Source organism: Mesorhizobium kowhaii, assembly GCF_042431665.1.
GTDB lineage: Bacteria > Pseudomonadota > Alphaproteobacteria > Rhizobiales > Rhizobiaceae > Mesorhizobium > Mesorhizobium kowhaii.
The window spans coordinates 680,018-697,079 of sequence record NZ_JBHLYT010000053.1 but is presented as its reverse complement, the minus strand read 5'-3'; the positions used below and the strand labels follow the sequence as shown (position 1 = coordinate 697,079).

Sequence of the window (17,062 nt, the reverse complement as noted above, 5' to 3'; positions counted from 1 at the left end):
GCCGGGCGGCCTCACAGCATGTCGCTTCGCGCGTCGAGCGCATCGCGCAACCCGTCGCCGATGAAGTTGAAACTCGTGACCGCCAGGGTGATGGCGGCGCCAGGAACGATTGCCAGCCACGGCGCGCTGTCGAGATATTGCTGGGCGCCGTTCAGCATGTTTCCCCAGCTCGGCAGCGGAGGCTGAATGCCGTAGCCGAGGAAGCTGACATAGGCTTCCAGAAGGATGGCGCGGGCAACGGTAAGCGTGGCCGCGACGATGATCGGGCCGATCGCATTGGGCAGCAACTCGCGAAACATGATGTGGCTGTTGCTAAGCCCAAGCATGCGGGCGGCGACGATGAAGTCGCGTTCGCGCAGCGAACGCACTTCCGCCTCGACGATGCGCGCGATTTCCATCCAGCTCGTTGCCGCGATGATCAGGGTGATCATGATCGGGCTCGGCTTGATGAAGGCTGCCATCGCCAGCAGCAGGAAGATGTTGGGGAAGGACAGCATCGCGTCGACGAAACGCATCAGCACCGTGCCGATGCGGCCGCCGAAGAAGCCGGCAGCAATCCCGAGCACGGTGCCGAAGACGGTGCTGATGAGCATGGCAGCGAAGCCGACCAGGAGCGAAATGCGGCCGGCCATAAAGAGGCGCGCCGCGATGTCGCGCCCTAGCGGATCGGTGCCGAAGAAATGATAGCCCGTGAACGGCGGCGAGAACCGGCCACGCAGGTCGATGTAGAGATCGTCAAAGGGCAACAGCAAGGGGCCGAAGACGCATGCGAGGACCAGAACGATGATCATCACCAGGCCGAACATCGCCAGTCGATGACGGGCAAATCGGCGCACGGAGCGGCTACGCCACCAGCGTTGGCTGGAATGGGTGGGAACGAGGAATTCCGACTGGGTCATCTCTTCGTTCCTCAGCTCAATCGAATGCGCGGATCGACGAATGCGACGGTGAGGTCCGCGGCCAGATTGCCGACCAGGACGAGGACCGCGGACATCATCAGCAGCTCCATCACGACGGGGTAATCACTGTATCCAAGGCTATCGAGGAACAGCCGTCCCATGCCGGGCCAGGTGAAGACCGTTTCCGTCACCAATGCGCCACCCAGTATCGTCGGCAGTTGCAGCCCCAGCAGGGTGATCATCGGTAGCAGGGCGTTTCCGAGGATGTGGCGGATCAACACGCGTCGGGAACTCAGCCCCTTGGCTCGGGCCGTTCGGACGAAATCCTGACTGATGACGTCGAGCGTCGCGGTGCGCATATAGCGGCTCCACACGGCGACATTGACCAGCGCAAGAACGATGCTCGGCATGATGAGATGGATCGCGTAGTCGCCGAGCGAGCCATTGCCGATCGTGTACATGTTGCCGGCCGGCAGCCATCGGAGCCGCAGCGAGAATATGTAGATCGCAATCAACCCGAACCAGAAGGTCGGGATCGACAGCGCCACCATCGCGCCGACCGTCGCCGCGTAGTCGAAGATCGAGTATCGCCTGAGCGCGCCCAGGACACCGATCCAGGTGCCGACAAAGATGGCGATCGCGGTCGATACGCCCATCAGCAGCAATGTCGCGACAAGGTGCTCCCAGATGATGTCGAGCACGGGCCTGCCGTCCCGATAGGAATGACCCCAGTCACCGCGAAGCAGGTGGCTTAGCCAGTCGAGGTACTGGATCGGAAGAGGGCGATTGAGTCCCATTTGCGTGGCGATCCGGTCAAGATCGGCCTGCGTCATTCCTGGCGTGAGAGTGAATTGCGAGAGCGGTCCGCCCGGAGCCAGGTTCAGGACGGCAAAGCCGATCACCGAAACCAGCAGGAGCAGGACGAGACTTTGCCAGAAGCGTCCCAGCAGATAGCGAAGCATGCCGGTTGTCTCCGTTTTGGTGTCCGTCGGATACAGTCGCGCCAGAGGCGCCTTGTCGGCTATGCAGGCCGAGCCGGTTATCACCGGCCCGGCCTCGTTTGCGCGGGCTATGCCCAGTGCCAGGTGGCCACGTCCCAGGAGTCGATGCGCACATTGATGTTCGGCTCGACGCCTTCGACACCGGACTTGTGTCCGCGGACCGTCGCGTATTGGAACATCGGCAGGAATGGCAGGTCGTTGCGCACGGTCTCCTGGATTTTCAGGTAGGCCTGCTTGCGTTTCTCCGGCACGAATTCGACACCGCCAGCCTCAAGCAGCTTGTCCACCTCCGGGCTGGCATACTGCCAGGTGTTCTGGCCGGCGCCACCCTTGGCCGGAATCGACTTCGAGCTGAGATAGTCCGAAGTGTCGGGATCGGAGCCCGTCAGGAAGTTGATGCCGACGACGACGGAATCGAATTCCGACTTCATCCAGTAGTCGCCCCACATCACGGCCGGCGGCAGGTTGGAGATCACCACCTCGACGCCGATGTCGCGATACGATTGCTGGATGAACTGCTGCGCCTGTTCGCGGATGTGATTGCCCGCCGTGGTCGAGTTCTTGAACGAGAGGCGGACACCGTCCTTGACGCGGATGCCGTCCGCGCCGGGGACCCAGCCGGCGTCGTCCAGCAGTTTCTTTGCCTTGTCCTGGTCGTATTCCTGCTTCGGCAAATCCGGATTGTAGTAGAAGGACTGCTGCGGCATGTAGGTTTCGGTCGGGGCCGGCAGCCCATAGTAGAGGGCGTCGATGATCGTCTTCTTGTCCAGCGCATGGTACAGCGCCTGGCGAACGGCGAGTTCCTTGAACTGGGGGCGCTCCAAGTTGAAGCTGAGCGACTCGACCGTGGCGGCGGGAATCACGGCGACCGACGTTCCGCTCAATGCCTTGGCTTCCTCATAGTGGTCGGCTGTGACCCACTGTAGTCCAATAACGTCGATATCACCGGTCTTGAACTGGGTGTAGAGAACGGTCAGATCCGGAATGTACTTGTAGATCAGGCTCTTCAGGTAGGGGCCGTCGGCGAAGTAGTCGGTGTTGGCGGCCAGTTCGATATGGTCGCCGGCCATGCGTTCCACCCATTTGAACGGGCCGGTGCCGATCGGGGCATTGTTGAACGGCGCGGTGTTCTTGTCTTCCGCCGCCCCGAGCACATGTTTGGGAACGATGAAGGTCGCGGCCAGGATCGACGGGTAGGGCGCGTAAGGCTCCTTCATCTTCCATTTGATCTCGGTTGGCGAGACGATAGTGAGATCCTGGACGAGCTCGTGGCCGGCGCGTCGCCAGCTGCGAAACTTCGGGTCGACCAGCAGTTCCAGCGTGAACTTGACGTCCTCGGCGGTGAACGGCTGTCCGTCATGCCACTTCACGTCGTCGCGCAGCTTGACGTGCCACTCGAGCCCGTCGGCAGAGATGCCGCCGTTTTCGACGGTCGGCACCTCCTTGGCGAGCGCGGGGAAGAAATTGCCCTTGGGATCGACACCAAACAGCGGATCGAAGACGCTGAAGTGAATGCCTTCGTCGACCTCGATATGCGGCAAATGCGGGTTGAAGACGGTGGGCTCTTGGGAAAAGCCGACGATCACCTGTCCCTTGGGTTCGCTCGGCGGTGTTGCCGCAAGGGCCCTGCCTGCTCCGGTCAGGTTGGGTATAGTGAGGCCGGCGGCACCGACGATTGCCATTCCAAGCGCCTGACGACGCGTCGGTCGAAAGATTGTGCTGCTGCTCTTATCTGACATTGGAAGCTCCTTTTCATAGTGTTCCACTTTCGCTGCGTCACGCTCTCTTGTCGGAGCGCTTATAATCCAGTGATCGGTGCGACCTTCGATCCGTCCGAAAACCGCGACCACCGGAAATCCTTGGGATCGACGATCGGCGGCCGTCCGGTGACGATGTCGGCCATCAGCCTGCCTGCCGCGGGGCCGATGCCGAAACCATGGCCCGAGAAGCCGGTCGCCACATGAAAGCCGGGAACGCTGTCGACAGCCGAAATGACGGGAACGGCGTCGGGCGTGACGTCGATATAGCCGGCCCAGCGCTGCGCCACCTGCGCCTTCTCAAGAACCGGAAATGCCTTGCGGGCATTTGCAAGGACGCGCTCCGAGCTTTTTTTGGAAGGCTTTGGATCGAGTACGCGGCAGTATTCGAAGGGGCTCGCCTCATCCATCGCCCAGCGGGCCGGCATCCTTGCCTCGTCAAGGAAACGGCTGCCCAGGCGGAATTGCAGCGATCGCCACTCTGTCTTCCAGGCCGGAAGAAAATCGCGCGCATAGCGAAAGGAGTTCGGCACGATGTCGACGAGATTGGTCATGCTGGAGGCGATGGTGTAGCCGCCGTCCTGGCGCTTGCGTATGGCGAAGTTGTTTGCCCACACGGCCTGGTCAGGCCCGTTCTCGACCGGCGTCGTGCGAAGAACCGTATTCATGACCTTCAACTGCGGTAGGTTGAGACCAAGCGTCCCGCAAAACAGGTTCGACCAGGCTCCTCCGGCAAGGACGACCGCCTTGCAGGCAATGAAGCCACGTTCGGTCACCACGCCCGAGACGGCGCCGTTCGTCGTCTCCACGCCACGCACGGCACATTCAGTCAGGATGGCGGCGCCGCGGTCGCGTGCGGCTTCGGCAATTGCGGGTGCCGCCTTCTGCGGCTCGGCGCGACCGTCGGCGGGCGTGTAGAGCGCCCCTTTGACATCAAGATTGGAGCCGGGGAGAAGGTCACGCAGTTCACCCGCGCCGATCATTCGCGACTCGAGCTGATAGCCCTGGAGATGGCGTCCCCAGCGTTCGTGCTGGTCGTATTCCTTGTTGTCCGCGCAGGTGAAGACAATCCCGGCCCGGGCATAGCCGGTGTCTCGTCCCGTCCGCTCGGAGAGCCTCGCCCATATCCGCAGGGCTTCAGCCATCAGCGGAACCTCGCGTGGATCCCGCCGGGAAATGCGAACCCAGCCCCAGTTGCGGCTGGACTGTTCCTGTCCGATGCCGCCCTTCTCGCACAGGGCGACCCGCAAGCCTCTCTCGGCCAGTTCCAGTGCCGTCGAGGTGCCGATGATGCCGCCGCCGATGACGACGCAGTCCACCTCCTTTGGCAGCTCCGTATCTCCATGAACGGGGACGACGAACGGTCCGGGCATGCTCAGTAGGACTCCTCAAGCTGGCAATTGATGGAAAACTCCGCGACGCTCGCATGGTCGGGCAGATCGAGAAGCAAGCCGATGATGCGTGCGAGGTCGTCCGGGTCGGTCATCAGCGCATCGTCGCGATCGGTTATGCCACGGGCCATGTCAGTGGCGACGAAACCGGGACAGATGGCCGTGGCTCGAATTCCGAGATCCCACCCCGCCTGCCGGATGCCGTGCGACAGCGCGACGGCGGCAAATTTGGAGATCGAGTAGGAGCCTGCTGTCACGGACTTGACCCGCTTGCCCGACAGCGAGGCGAGTATGATCACCCGGCCTGCACGGCTCGCCGCAAGCGATGGCCATGACGCGCGCACCAGACGGCGCGGAGCCTTGACGTTGATCTCGAACATGCGGTCGAGATCCGCGTCGTCGACATCGATGACCGACTTCGGAATCATGATGCCGGCGCTGGCGACAACCGCGTCGATGCGGTCGAAGGCATCGATGGTGCCGTCGACCCATGCCCGCTCGCTGTCGGCTTCAGCGGCATCGTAGGGGAACACGCGGACGCGTTCGCTATCGGCCCACTCTGGCTGCACCGGTTCGCGCATGCCAAGCGACAATGTCCAGCCCGTTTCGAACAGGTGCCGGGCGCAAGCCGCACCGATGCCGCGGCTGGCACCGGACACGAGCGCCACACGCTGGCCGGCTCTGCTTCCTGCCGGTTCTCTCATTGGTCGAGTCCCGCGGTGCGGCGGTAGACGCGCCGCAATATGTCCAGCAGGCGCTTCTGGTCTTTCTCGGGCACACCCGCGAAGAAATCGCTGGATTGCTTGGTGGCGATCTTGCGCACCTTGCGAGCGAGGTCTGCCCCCTTTTTGGTGATGTGGAGCTCCTGTGCGCGTCCGTCGTCCGGTGCGGCCTGACGCGTGATCAGTTCGTGATCGATCATCTGGTCGACGAGCCTGCCCATGGCGGAGCGATCGCGCATGATGAGCTGCGCGATGACCGAGGGCCGTATTCCTGGATGGCTGTCGACAAGGAGCAGGGTGGTGATCTTGCCCGTTCCCCGGGCGACATCGAGACCTTCCAGGCGCTCATCGAGATCGCGCGAGAGCGCTATGTTGATGCTGCGGATATAGAAGCTCAACGTGTCTTCGAGGACATCCAGTCCGACCGTCTCGACAGGATAGGGCGGACCTTTGTTCTTCTTTACCGGCATCGAACACTCTCCAGAGGCTGTCGTGGACAGCCTTCATCGAGATCGCCGCAGCCCCATCCGGGGTTGTCGAGGGTCTTCCAGGGCATGATTGAGCGAGTAGTGGACAAATGCAACTACTTTTAGTGGACAAACGCAACTATTCTACTCAGCAGGAGGCCGGCGCGGCAGGCATCGGCGGCCTGATCAAGGAGCAGGCGTGCAGCCGCGCCTTTGTCGGCACGGTCATTCATTGTTCAGGGAAGGGAATCTTCAACGGTGGCCGCGGCTCAAGCCGCAGGGACCCATTCCTTGCCGGGAATGGCCGAGATCAGTTGCCTCGTATAGGGGTGATGTGGCGACCGGAATATCTGTGAAGGCGGACCGCACTCCACGACCTCGCCGCGGTTCATCACCAGAATTTCGTCGCAGATGCGGCTTGCCACCCTCAGGTCGTGAGTGATGAAGATCATGGCGATCTGCATTTCTTCCTGGATGCTGGCCAGCAGATCGAGGATCTGCGCCTGGATGGAGACATCGAGAGCGGAGACCGCCTCGTCGGCAACCAGGACCTTGGGGTCCATCATCAGGGCCCGTGCGATGCCGATCCGCTGACGCTGGCCGCCTGAGAACTCATGCGGAAAGCGGTCGTAGGCACCCTCGTCGAGCCCGACCAGACGCAGCAGCTGCAGCGCCTTCGCGCGCGCCTCCCGGGCGGACAGGCCGTGCGCCATCGGGCCGACGGTGAGAATCTTGGCGATCGTCTGCCGCGGATTGAGCGAGGCGAACGGATCCTGGAAGATCATCTGGATGTGCGGCCGCATCGGCCGGAATTCGGAGTTCGAAAGTGCGGCGATATCTTTGCCGTCGAACAGGATGGTGCCTCCGTCGCAGTCCAGGAGTTTCAGCAGGACGCGGCCCAGCGACGATTTCCCCGAGCCGGACTCACCAACGATGCCGAGCGTTCTGCCCTGGCGAACCTCGAAGCTGACCTGCTTGACGGCATGCACGGTGCGGGACCGCGAGAAGAAGCCGATGCCCGGCCGGTAGGTCTTGTCGAGTTTGTGCGCCTCCAGCACGATCGGAGCATCCTCACGCGCCTTCGCCTCGTTCTCGATCATATGCGGGACGGCGGCGATCAGTCGCCTGGTGTAGGGATGGCTGGGATTGCCCAGCACGTCGGCGCTGGCTCCTTGTTCGACCATCGCGCCTTTCTCCATGACGATAACGCGATCGGCGATTTCCGCGACAACGCCAAAATCGTGCGTGATGAACATCACGCTCATGTTCTTTTCGCGCTGTAGCCGCCGGATCAGGGCAAGGATCTGCGCCTGGGTGGTGACGTCGAGAGCCGTCGTCGGCTCGTCGGCGATCAGCAGGTCGGGCTTGAGCGCCAGCGCCATGGCGATCATGACGCGCTGGCGTTGCCCGCCAGAGAGCTGGAACGGATACTGGTGGCGCAGAACCTCCGGCTCCGGCAGGCCGACTTCGCCAAGCAAATCGATGACCGCCTTGGCGCGGGTCGCCGAGGTGCCTGACCGGTGTGCTTCCATAACCTCGGCCACCTGCTGGCCGACTGTCATCAGCGGATTGAGTGCCGACAGCGGATCCTGGAAGATGATGGAGACCGAACGGCCACGCAGGCTCCGCATCACGTCTTCCCCGGCGCTTGCGAGATCGTGACCTTTGAACAGGATGCTTCCCTGCGCAATCCGCACCGAAGACGGCAGCAGACCCATGATGGCGTTTGCGGTGACCGACTTGCCAGAGCCGGATTCACCGACGATGCAGAGCATCTCACCCTTCCTCATGTCGAAGGATATGTTTTCGACTGCGTTCTCCCGTTCCATGTTCTGGGGCAGCCGGACGGTCAGATTTCGAACAGAGAGAACAGTTTTCTCGCCCGGCTCGTGGGTGGTCATTTCGCTCGGCGGCATTGCTTGGCCTTTCGAAATCCAATGATCTGACTGCGCATACTAGCCGCATGTCCTACCTTCAGCGCAAGCCCCGACGACTGTTTCATTTGTCGGCTAGCCGACGAACCATTGGCGCCCCGTGCAAAAAATATCCTGCCCTGAGGTGTGCAAATCGGTGGGTTGGAAAGGCACGAACTGGCGGCGTGCCACGCCGACTTCGTGTCAGAAATCAACTGGTTGTCATAGTTTGCGAAGCCTTGCCGCGGCCCAGATCGTGGATCGCTGCCTGTATGTCGCGGGCAAATTCGCGCCCAAAACGCGATTGCGGCAAGGTGGTGCTCGTCACGAGCACGATATCGAGCGTGGAGCGCGGCTGGAACGGCAGCACTTTCAGGTTGCCGAGTTTTGCCCAGGGAACCAGCCCGTCCACCAACGCGACCCCCAGTCCAGCCGACACCAGAGGTGCGGCCGCGATCGACAGGCTTATTTCAATCTGCGGATCGTAGACCGATCCTTGGTCTCGGAACACGCGCGCCAGCATCTGACCGGCCGGCGTATTCGTGCCGTAGCTGATCAAGGTCTGGTTCACCAGATCGGCTGGCGTAACCATCTGGAGCCTTGCGAGCGGTGATTCCGGCAACACCAGTGCGACGATGTCCGCCGCGCCGACAACCTCGTTGCGGATCTGTGGCTCGGGCAGGATCGTCATGGTCAGGCCAAGATCGATGTCGCCGATCAGGATGCGCTCGGTAACCTCTTCCGCCGGAAGTGTCTGCAGGACCAGGCGAGCGCCGGGATTGCGCCGTCGGAAGCGCCATGTGGCGGCCGGCAGCAGCGCGAAGGTCGGCGGCGCGCTGGCTGCGACGCGCAGCAGGCTCAACTGTTTGTCGCGAATTCGGTTCGAATAGATCTTCAGCACTTCGATCTCGCGGAAAATCCGGTCGGCGTCGCGAAACAGCAGATGCGCCTCCGGTGTCGCCACGAGGCGGCCGCCTATGCGTTCGAAGAGCTTGTAACCGATCACGGTTTCGAAATGCCTGAGCATCTTGCTCACCGCGGGCTGGGAAACATGCAAGGCTTCCGCCGCCGCGGTAAGCGAATTGTGGCGCATGATGGCGCGGAAGACTTCGAGATGCCTGGCGTTCATGGCGCATCATAACCAAAAGTTCTGGATGGCAAAACACATAGTATTGGCAGCGGGCGCGGCGGACTGAAAAGATCGTGGGATGGCAGACAGCCAGATCCAAAGGAGGATCGCCCGTGACCTCAAACGAAAGCGGCCGTTTCCGACGCCTTGGCGAGGAAGGCAGGTCAAAACTCGTCTTCTCGATCGACGGCCAGCCGGCAGAAGGCTGCAAGGGCGATACGCTGCTGGTGGCGATGCTCATGCAGATCCGCCACCTCAGGAGCTCCGAATTCGGCGACGGCAATCGGGCAGGCTTCTGCCTGATGGGCGCTTGCCAGGATTGCTGGGTATGGACCGACACGGGCGAGCGCTTGCGCGCCTGCACCACGCCGCTTGCCGCAGGCATGCGCATTGCCACCAAAGCTCCGGAGCAGGCATGGCCGAGCCTCGCATAGTGATTGTCGGCGCCGGCCCGGCGGGCGTGCGTGCCGCCGAGACACTGGTTGCATCAGGCGTTCGGCCGATCGTGATCGACGAAGGCGGCCGTGACGGTGGCCAGATCTACCGCCGCCAGCCGGAAGGTTTTCGCCGCTCCTACGCCTCGCTCTACGGATCGGAAGCCGGCCGTGCCGAGGATCTGCATCGCAGTTTCGATGCCTTGCGTGATCGCATCGATTATCGGCCCGAGACCCTCGCTTGGGGAATATGGGAAAAGCAGCTGCATCTCCTTCAGGGGTCCCGAACCAGCGCGGTCGATTTCGATGCGCTGATCATCGCCTCGGGAGCAACCGACCGCCTGATGCCGGTGCGGGGCTGGAACCGGGCCGGTGTCTACAGCATGGGTGCCGCGCAGATTGCGTTGAAATCGCAGGCCACCGCGATCGGCAAGCGCGTCGTGTTCATGGGCAGCGGACCGTTGCTCTATCTCGTGGCGGCGCAATATTCGAAAGCGGGCGCCGAGGTGGCCGCGGTGCTCGATACCTCGCCTTTCCACCTGCGGGTCAAGGCACTGCCCCAGCTGATCGCCCGGCCGGACGTCCTGCTGAAGGGGCTGGCCCTCACCTTGAACCTTCGCCGCGGCGGCATCGAGATCCAAACCGGCATCACACCGGTCGAGATCGAAGGCCGGCCTGAGAACGGGGTCGAGACGATCCGCTTCCGCACCAGCAAAGGGAAAGTCCGGACGATTGCGTGCGACGCCGTCGCGCTCGGCTATCATCTGCGGCCGGAGGCTCAGCTGGCGGACCTCGCCCGCTGTGAGTTCCGTTTCGATGCGCAGACGCGTCAGTTCTTCCCGGTAAAGGACGCTGACGGCCGCAGCAGCGTGGCGGGTGTCTATCTGGCCGGCGATGGCGCGCTGACGCTCGGCGCCGACGCTGCCGAGGTCGCCGGACGCCTGGCGGCACTGGCCGTGCTGTCCGATCTCGGCCGCCAGGTGGCAGGGGTCCAGGTCGCACGACTTCGCCGCCGCCTGCGTATCTTTGAGCGATTTCGGCGTGGCATCGCCGCCGCTTTCCCGTGGCCGGCGGGCGCTGCCGCTGCTCTCGGCGAAGATACCGTGGTGTGCCGCTGCGAAAACATCACCGCGGGCGAACTGCGTGCCGCCGTCTCCGACAATGGCGCGGTCGAGATCAATCGCGCCAAAGCCTTCAGCCGTGTCGGCATGGGACGCTGCCAGGGCCGCTATTGCGGGCATGCCGCGGCAGAGGTGATCGCCGCTTGCGCCGGTGTTCCGGTCGAAGCGGTGGGCCGCATCCGCGCTCAGGCGCCGGTCAAGCCCTTGATTATCGGCGCCGAGAGCGACGCGGAGCAGGCAGCATGAAGCCGATGCAGGCCGACGTGATCGTCATTGGCGGCGGCCTGATGGGAACGGCCGCGGCGTTCTTCCTGCGCCGGCGCGGGCGCTCGGTCATCCTGCTTGAACGGGGGCTGGTCGGCCAGCAGGCAAGCGGCGTCAATTTCGGCAATGTGCGCCGGCAGGGGCGCTTTCTGCCGCAGCTCCCCCTGGCCAACCGGTCGCGCGAAATCTGGGGCAGGCTGAAGGAACTGCTTGGCGAAGATGCCGAGTTCCTGGAGACCGGCCATATCCGCGTCTGTTACGATCCCAGGCAGATCGGCGTGATCGAAGCCTATGCGCAAAAGGCCCGCGACTATGGCCTCGACCTGGAGCTGTTGAACGCCAATTCCCTCAAGGCGCGCTTCGGCTTTTTCGGACCGGAGGCGATCGCAGGCTCCTATTCGCCCAATGACGGCCATGCGAATCCACGGCTTGCGGCACCGGCTTTCGGGCGCGCTGCCGCTCGGACCGGCGTTGCCGTGTTCGAGAACACCGAGATCATCTCGATCGCCAAGCCAGGCGATGATTTCCAGGCGATCGCGGCGGACGGCAGGATGTTCAGCGCACCGATTGCGCTGGTTACTGCCGGAGCCTGGGGTGGGGCCCTGTCACAGCAGTTCGAAGAGCCGGTCCCCATCGCCGTGCACGGACCGCAAATGGCGGTGACGGAGCCGTTGCCGTACCGCCTCAAACCGGTGATCGGCGTATCGACTGCGATTCCGCAAGAGGTCGTCTATCTGCGCCAGGTTGAGCGCGGCAATATCGTCTTCGGCGGCGGCGCGCGCGGTCCGGCCTTTGCCGACATAAGACGCGCCTATGCGGTGCCGGGTCATCTTGGTAACCAGCTTCGACAGATCCGTCGCCTGGTGCCGGCGCTCGCCAACATGCGGGTCATCCGCACCTGGAGCGGCATCGAGAGCTACCTGCCTGACGATATTCCCGTCATGGGGCCTAGCGCTCGGGTGTCCGGGCTCTATTACGCCTTCGGTTTTTGCGGCCATGGCTTCCAGCTCGGCCCCGGGGTTGGTGACGTGATGGCCGAACTAATCGACCGGGGGTCCACCATGACGCCGATCGAGCCATTCCACATCAAGCGGTTTGCGGTCGAGGCCGCCCGCTCGGTTTCAGCCTGAATTGATCAAGGAGAAAATAGAGATGTCAGTTGTTTCCGCCGTCCGCCCGGCCACGGGGCAAGCCAGCGAAGAGACGCGACGCTTCCACGACGAGATGTTCGTCTTCGACGCACTGTCCATCGCCTATGTGCTCGAGGACAAGTATGCCGAAAGGACGCTCGCCGGCGGGGTCAATGCGACCAATGTCACCTTCGCCCTGGAGGAGAACTGGGATGTCGTGATGCGCAACGCGGAGCGCTATCTCTCGATGATCGAGAAGAGCGCCTACCTGAAACTCTGTCTGACCGCCGACGACATGCTGGCGGCGAAGCGGGCCGGCAAGCTTGGCGTGGTCTTCGGCACACAGGGCGCGACCATGCTGGACGACCAGCTTTGGCGGCTGGAATTGCTGACCAGGATGGGGCTGCGCGTGCTCGGTCTTGCCTACACGACAGCCAATATCTTTGGCGACGGATGCGGTGAAAGGCGCGATGCCGGCCTCAGCTATCTTGGCGAGGAACTGGTGGCGCTGGCCAACTCTTTGCCGTTGATGATCGACCTGTCGCATTGCGGCCACCGCACGCGTGCCGAGACGACTGCCTTGGCCCGCGCGCCCGTCTGCACGCATTCCAATGCCGACGGGTTGCGGTCGAACGGGCGCAACACCGAAGACGCGACGGTCAAGGCGATGGTCGAAAAAGGCGGCATGATCGGCGTCTGCGGCCTGCCGCAATCGCTGGCCGACGGCACCCCGACGCTGGATGATTTCCTCGATCACGTCGATCATCTGATCCGGCTGGTCGGCCCCGAACATGTCGGCATCGGGGTCGACTATGTCGAGAAATACCAGGAGCAGGCGTCGGTCGTCGCACCGCCGAGCGTCGTCACCTGGCGCACCCGCCGCCCCGACATTTTCGGACCGCTTTCGAGTTTTGGACGACAGTCCTATCCGGTCGGCATCGAGACGGTGAGCAAATTGCCGAACCTGACGCAGGGCCTTTTCGACCGCGGCTACAGCCGCGAACAGGCGGCAGCGATCATGGGCGGCAACTGGCTGAGGACCTTCCGCCACTTCTGCGGATGATCCTGGGAGGTCTCCGGGTGCTTGCCGGGCCGCAAAATAGCGGCGAGCAATGTCAGTGGTGCGTGACTTCCGACTGAAGCAGAGGTTGGAGCGCTTGGACATCCTCCATCATTTGCGATCTCAACCAGTTGGCGATTTCCGCCACAACGGGCCGAAGGGGCCTTGAACGGGGAGCGATCAGACGGTGATGGCGCCCCGTATCGATGAGGCGATCCGATGCCGGAACCAACATCCCCTTCAACAGTGCGGTTGAGGTGACACTGAGCCAGCCAAGCGCAACACCTTCGCCGTTGAGAGCTGCCTGAAGGATGACCGCGTAGTCGGAGAACTCCAGCCACGTTCCCTTGGCGGTCTTCCGGTTCGCTACGTTTCCCCAGATGTCGGCCCATTGCTGCAAATGGTGATCGGTAAGATGCAAGAAGACGTGGCCGTCGCCGTCGCCATCGTGATCAAGCTTGCCATGGGCGCGAAGGTAGGAAGGACTGCATACCGGAAGGATGATTTCCGGTGAAAAGTCCCACCGGTGATACTGAGTATCGTCGTCGCCAACGATCCGCGTCCCCAGATCGACATTGTCCGGCATGCCGCGCATGACGCCCGCAATCAAATCAAAGCGCAGGTCAACGTTCGGAAACGTGGCGTTGAAAGCTCCCAACCTCGATACCAGCCAATGCGTGACGAATGAGCTTGAGAGTGACAAGGTCACCTGTGGTTTGCTGGCTTTCTTCTGGTCCTGGATCATCAAAATGGTGTCGCGAACCTGGCTCAGCCCCTCGCGGACGGCAGCGTGGAGGACCCGGCCGTCATCGGTGAGAGCAAGTCCTGTCGGGCCGCGATCGAACAGCCGCATCCCCAGCTCGGCTTCGAACTGGGCGATGGTCCGGCTGATGGAAGGCTGGGTAACATTGAACTCACGGGCAGTGATGGTGAAGCTGCCGGTTCGTGCCGCGGCCTCGAAAACAAACAGGCCCCTCGCCGACGGGATGAGCTTGGACAATGCCACCATGGATTCCTGTTGTCCCGCATTGCAAACGTCTTCGGGCTGGCACACGAGCGCCAGCGTCTTTGGAGATGGAGGGGTCTCGCGATCTTGATCCCGCAGGCAGAGTCTCGATGCCCGCTCCAGCCCCGAACTTGCCAGCCGGAGGCATACGTTTTTCATATGCCCCGGCGCAAATCATATAACCGAAAATTGAAACAGAACAGCGAGTCCGGCAATCCGTGCGCGGAAATCTGGCGTTTGCGAAACGCCGCGGCGCGCAAGAGGTGATCGGAGAACCATGGTCATAACCACAGCGTATATGGCCATGTGCTTTTTCAAGCTTCTGAACCGCTCGGAAATGTACAACCATGGCTGAAGCGGCGGTCTTCGAGCGGCTCGCAGCCCGCGCTCGAACAGCCCGGTACGTGACGTGCCGGCCCGGGCGGGGCAAGCCGTGGATGCAGGACGACGCGAATGAACCACCTCACGGAAGGCCAGGCCCCGGGGACAAGCGCCGACCCGCTTCTCAACCCGTTCCGGATCAAGAAGCTGGAGTTCCGCAACCGCGTGATCAGCACCAGCCACGCCTCGATGCTGGACGAAGGCGGGATGCCTCTGGAGCGATATCAACGCTACCACGAAGAGAAAGCGCGCGGCGGTCTCGCCATGACGATGATCGGCGGCTCGGCAATGACCTCTGCGGACTCGAGCTGGGGCGGCGGGCAGCTCAATCTGTCAAGCGACGAGATCATCCCGCATCTGCAGTCCCTGGCGCGACGCATCCATCAGCATGGTGCGGCCGTGATGTCGCAGGTCTCTCATCTGGGCAGGCGGGCAACAGCATATGCGGGGAACTGGCTGCCTGCGGTTGCCCCGTCACGGATCCGCGAGACGCGCAACCGGAACTTTCCAAAGGAAATGGACGAGGCGGATATCCGGCGCATTGTCAGGGATTATGCCTCTGCCGCTGTCCGGTGCCGTGAAGGCGGCCTCGATGGTGTCGAAACCGTAACCGGTGGCCATCTGATCGGTCAGTTTCTCTCGCCGAGGACGAACAAGCGCACAGACGCTTATGGCGGTTCTGTCGAGAACAGGGCGCGATTTGGCCTGATGGTTCATGAGGCGATCCGCAAGGCTGTCGGCGACGACATGATTGTCGGCATTCGTTTCGCGATCGATGAGGGCACCGACGAAGGCTCGGACTTCGACGACTGTCTCGAGCTTGCCCGCTTGTTCGAGAGGGAGGGGCACGTAGATTTCTTCAACTGCATCTACGGGCGCATGGATACGGATCTGGTGTTGGCCGAGCACAACATGCCGGGCATGTTCCAGCGCAGTGCCCCGTTCCTGTCGCAAGTCGCAAACTTCAGGAAGGAGACGAGACTTCCCCTGCTTCATGCGGCCGGCATCAGGGACGTGGCGACCGCTCGCCATGCGATCCGGGAGAATATCGTCGACCTGATCGGCATGACGCGGGCGCACATCGCCGACCCGGATATCGTCAACAAGATCCTGCGCGGTGAAGAAGAGCGGATCCGTCCATGCGTTGGCGCCACCTACTGCCTCTATAAGAAAGTGAACTGCATCCACAATCCGGTGAGCGGTCGAGAGACCACGCTGAGTTCCACGATCGATCGTGCCGCCAGCCTCAAAAGGGTCGTTGTCGTGGGCGGCGGGCCGGCAGGCCTGGAGGCAGCCAGGGTATCCGCCGAGCGGGGACATCTTGTCATCCTGTTCGAGGCGGGCGCGAAACTTGGCGGGCAGATCCTGGTCGCTGCGTCCGCGACCGAGCGAAGGGATCTGCTCGGTATCGTCGACTGGCGGGTAAACGAGCTTGAACGCCTCGGTGTCGATGTTCGCCTGAATACATATGCCGACGCCGATACCGTGCTTGCTGAAGGTCCAGACGTCATCGTGGTGGCAACTGGCGGTGTTCCCGACATGGAATGGCTGGAAGGGGCCGAACTCTGTGACAGTGTTTGGGACCTGCTGACCGGTACGGTGTCCAGCAAGGACGATATCCTCATCTATGACGGGACCGGGCGCCAGGCGGCACCGTCCTGTGCCCTCCAACTTGCCAGACAAGGAAAGTCGGTCAGTCTCGCGACTCCTGATGACGCCGTGGCGGTGGAGATGCCTTATCCCGAAAAGGCCAGCTTCCGTAAACGCATCTCGGAACTCGGCATTCACACGATGGTGGACGTCAGGCTGACCAAGGTGGCCCGCCAAGGCAACGGCTTGACAGCAATCTTCCGCAACGAGTTGACGGACACGGAAACGACCTTTGCCGCCTCGCAGGTGGTCATCGAAAACGGGACCATTCCGGCGGAAGAAATTTACCAGGATCTGAGGTCCAGGTCTGCAAACGATGGGGTGCCAGCTGCATTCTTTGTCAATGGCAATCAGGATGATTTCGTAGAAGAACGTCAGGTGCGTGGCAAGTTCAATCTATATCGTATTGGTGACGCGGTCTCCAGTCGGGATATATATTCCTCGATTTACGACGCTTATCGACTGTGTGCGGAAATTTAAGCTTAAATCGTGCTGATAGTTGCTTAACCTTCTAACGAACACCGGAGAAAAAATGTCAAATTCATCGGATTTTCACAGCGGTCCTGGCTCGATCGACGGCGACAGATTGGCTGAGAACATCCTTGCCGCTTCGGCGGTGATCGCTGGGCGGGAACGGAGCAAGCCGGCGCCGCGCAATATTGCGACTTCGCGGCCAGTTCAGAATTCTCTGCCGTGAAAGCCCGTCTGTTCAGCCATTCAAACCGTCCGGATGCCAT

General features: G+C 62.2%; 14 protein-coding genes. 5 read left to right on the top strand and 9 right to left on the bottom strand.

The genetic code is table 11. From position 1 onward, the window contains the following. Positions 1-11: 11 nt before the first annotated feature. The 8 genes from ACFFNA_RS30610 to ACFFNA_RS30575 all read right to left on the bottom strand — a co-directional run bounded on the left by ACFFNA_RS30610 (position 12) and on the right by ACFFNA_RS30575 (position 9,279). Positions 12-899 (bottom strand): ABC transporter permease, encoded by an 888-nt coding sequence (locus tag ACFFNA_RS30610; RefSeq protein ID WP_111548014.1) that lies wholly within the window; start codon positions 897-899, stop codon positions 12-14. An 11-nt stretch (positions 900-910) separates the two neighbouring features. Further along, entirely contained in the window at positions 911-1,861 is a 951-nt protein-coding gene (locus ACFFNA_RS30605; protein WP_378923561.1) for an ABC transporter permease, read from the bottom strand. A 107-nt stretch (positions 1,862-1,968) separates the two neighbouring features. Then, a complete protein-coding gene (locus ACFFNA_RS30600; protein WP_378923560.1) occupies positions 1,969-3,639 on the bottom strand; it encodes a peptide ABC transporter substrate-binding protein in 1,671 nt (556 codons plus the stop codon). Between the two features lie 59 nt (positions 3,640-3,698). After that, positions 3,699-5,030, bottom strand: a complete 1,332-nt coding sequence (locus ACFFNA_RS30595; RefSeq protein ID WP_378923559.1) for an NAD(P)/FAD-dependent oxidoreductase — start codon at positions 5,028-5,030, stop codon at positions 3,699-3,701. Between the two features lie 2 nt (positions 5,031-5,032). Further along, entirely contained in the window at positions 5,033-5,752 is a 720-nt protein-coding gene (locus ACFFNA_RS30590; protein WP_378923558.1) for an SDR family NAD(P)-dependent oxidoreductase, read from the bottom strand. Next, on the bottom strand, positions 5,749-6,240 hold the full coding sequence (locus ACFFNA_RS30585) for a MarR family winged helix-turn-helix transcriptional regulator (RefSeq protein ID WP_378923557.1): 492 nt from the start codon (positions 6,238-6,240) through the stop codon (positions 5,749-5,751). Before ACFFNA_RS30585 ends, ACFFNA_RS30590 begins: the two co-directional genes overlap by 4 nt. 266 nt (positions 6,241-6,506) lie before the next feature. Continuing rightward, on the bottom strand, positions 6,507-8,153 hold the full coding sequence (locus tag ACFFNA_RS30580) for an ABC transporter ATP-binding protein (protein ID WP_378923556.1): 1,647 nt from the start codon (positions 8,151-8,153) through the stop codon (positions 6,507-6,509). Positions 8,154-8,361: 208 nt separating this feature from the next. Next, positions 8,362-9,279 carry a LysR family transcriptional regulator gene (locus ACFFNA_RS30575; protein ID WP_378923555.1) on the bottom strand — a complete coding sequence of 306 codons (918 nt, stop codon included), beginning with the start codon at positions 9,277-9,279 and terminating at the stop codon, positions 8,362-8,364. Between the two features lie 113 nt (positions 9,280-9,392). On the opposite strand from ACFFNA_RS30575, the gene ACFFNA_RS30570 reads away from it, so the two are divergent. Genes ACFFNA_RS30570 through ACFFNA_RS30555 form a run of 4 tightly spaced genes read left to right on the top strand, consistent with a single transcriptional unit; the run spans position 9,393 to position 13,291 of the window. Next, the gene (locus tag ACFFNA_RS30570; RefSeq protein WP_378923554.1) at positions 9,393-9,713 is read left to right on the top strand and encodes a (2Fe-2S)-binding protein; all 321 of its coding nucleotides are present in this window, start codon (positions 9,393-9,395) and stop codon (positions 9,711-9,713) included. Next, a complete protein-coding gene (locus tag ACFFNA_RS30565) occupies positions 9,695-11,080 on the top strand; it encodes an FAD/NAD(P)-dependent oxidoreductase (RefSeq protein ID WP_378923553.1) in 1,386 nt (461 codons plus the stop codon). The genes ACFFNA_RS30570 and ACFFNA_RS30565 overlap by 19 nt, the downstream gene beginning before the upstream one ends. Beyond that, the gene (locus tag ACFFNA_RS30560; RefSeq protein WP_378923552.1) at positions 11,077-12,228 is read left to right on the top strand and encodes an NAD(P)/FAD-dependent oxidoreductase; all 1,152 of its coding nucleotides are present in this window, start codon (positions 11,077-11,079) and stop codon (positions 12,226-12,228) included. The genes ACFFNA_RS30565 and ACFFNA_RS30560 overlap by 4 nt, the downstream gene beginning before the upstream one ends. A 22-nt stretch (positions 12,229-12,250) precedes the next feature. Next, the gene (locus ACFFNA_RS30555) at positions 12,251-13,291 is read left to right on the top strand and encodes a membrane dipeptidase (protein WP_378923551.1); all 1,041 of its coding nucleotides are present in this window, start codon (positions 12,251-12,253) and stop codon (positions 13,289-13,291) included. Between the two features lie 52 nt (positions 13,292-13,343). Here the strand turns inward: ACFFNA_RS30555 and ACFFNA_RS30550 are convergent, their stop codons facing one another. Further along, positions 13,344-14,297, bottom strand: a complete 954-nt coding sequence (locus ACFFNA_RS30550) for a LysR substrate-binding domain-containing protein (RefSeq protein WP_378923550.1) — start codon at positions 14,295-14,297, stop codon at positions 13,344-13,346. A 450-nt stretch (positions 14,298-14,747) separates the two neighbouring features. Here ACFFNA_RS30550 and ACFFNA_RS30545 point away from each other — a divergent pair, with 450 nt between their 5' ends. Beyond that, positions 14,748-16,805: an oxidoreductase gene (locus tag ACFFNA_RS30545; RefSeq protein WP_378923549.1), complete on the top strand. Its 2,058-nt coding sequence runs from the start codon at positions 14,748-14,750 to the stop codon at positions 16,803-16,805. Positions 16,806-17,062: the final 257 nt, after the last annotated feature.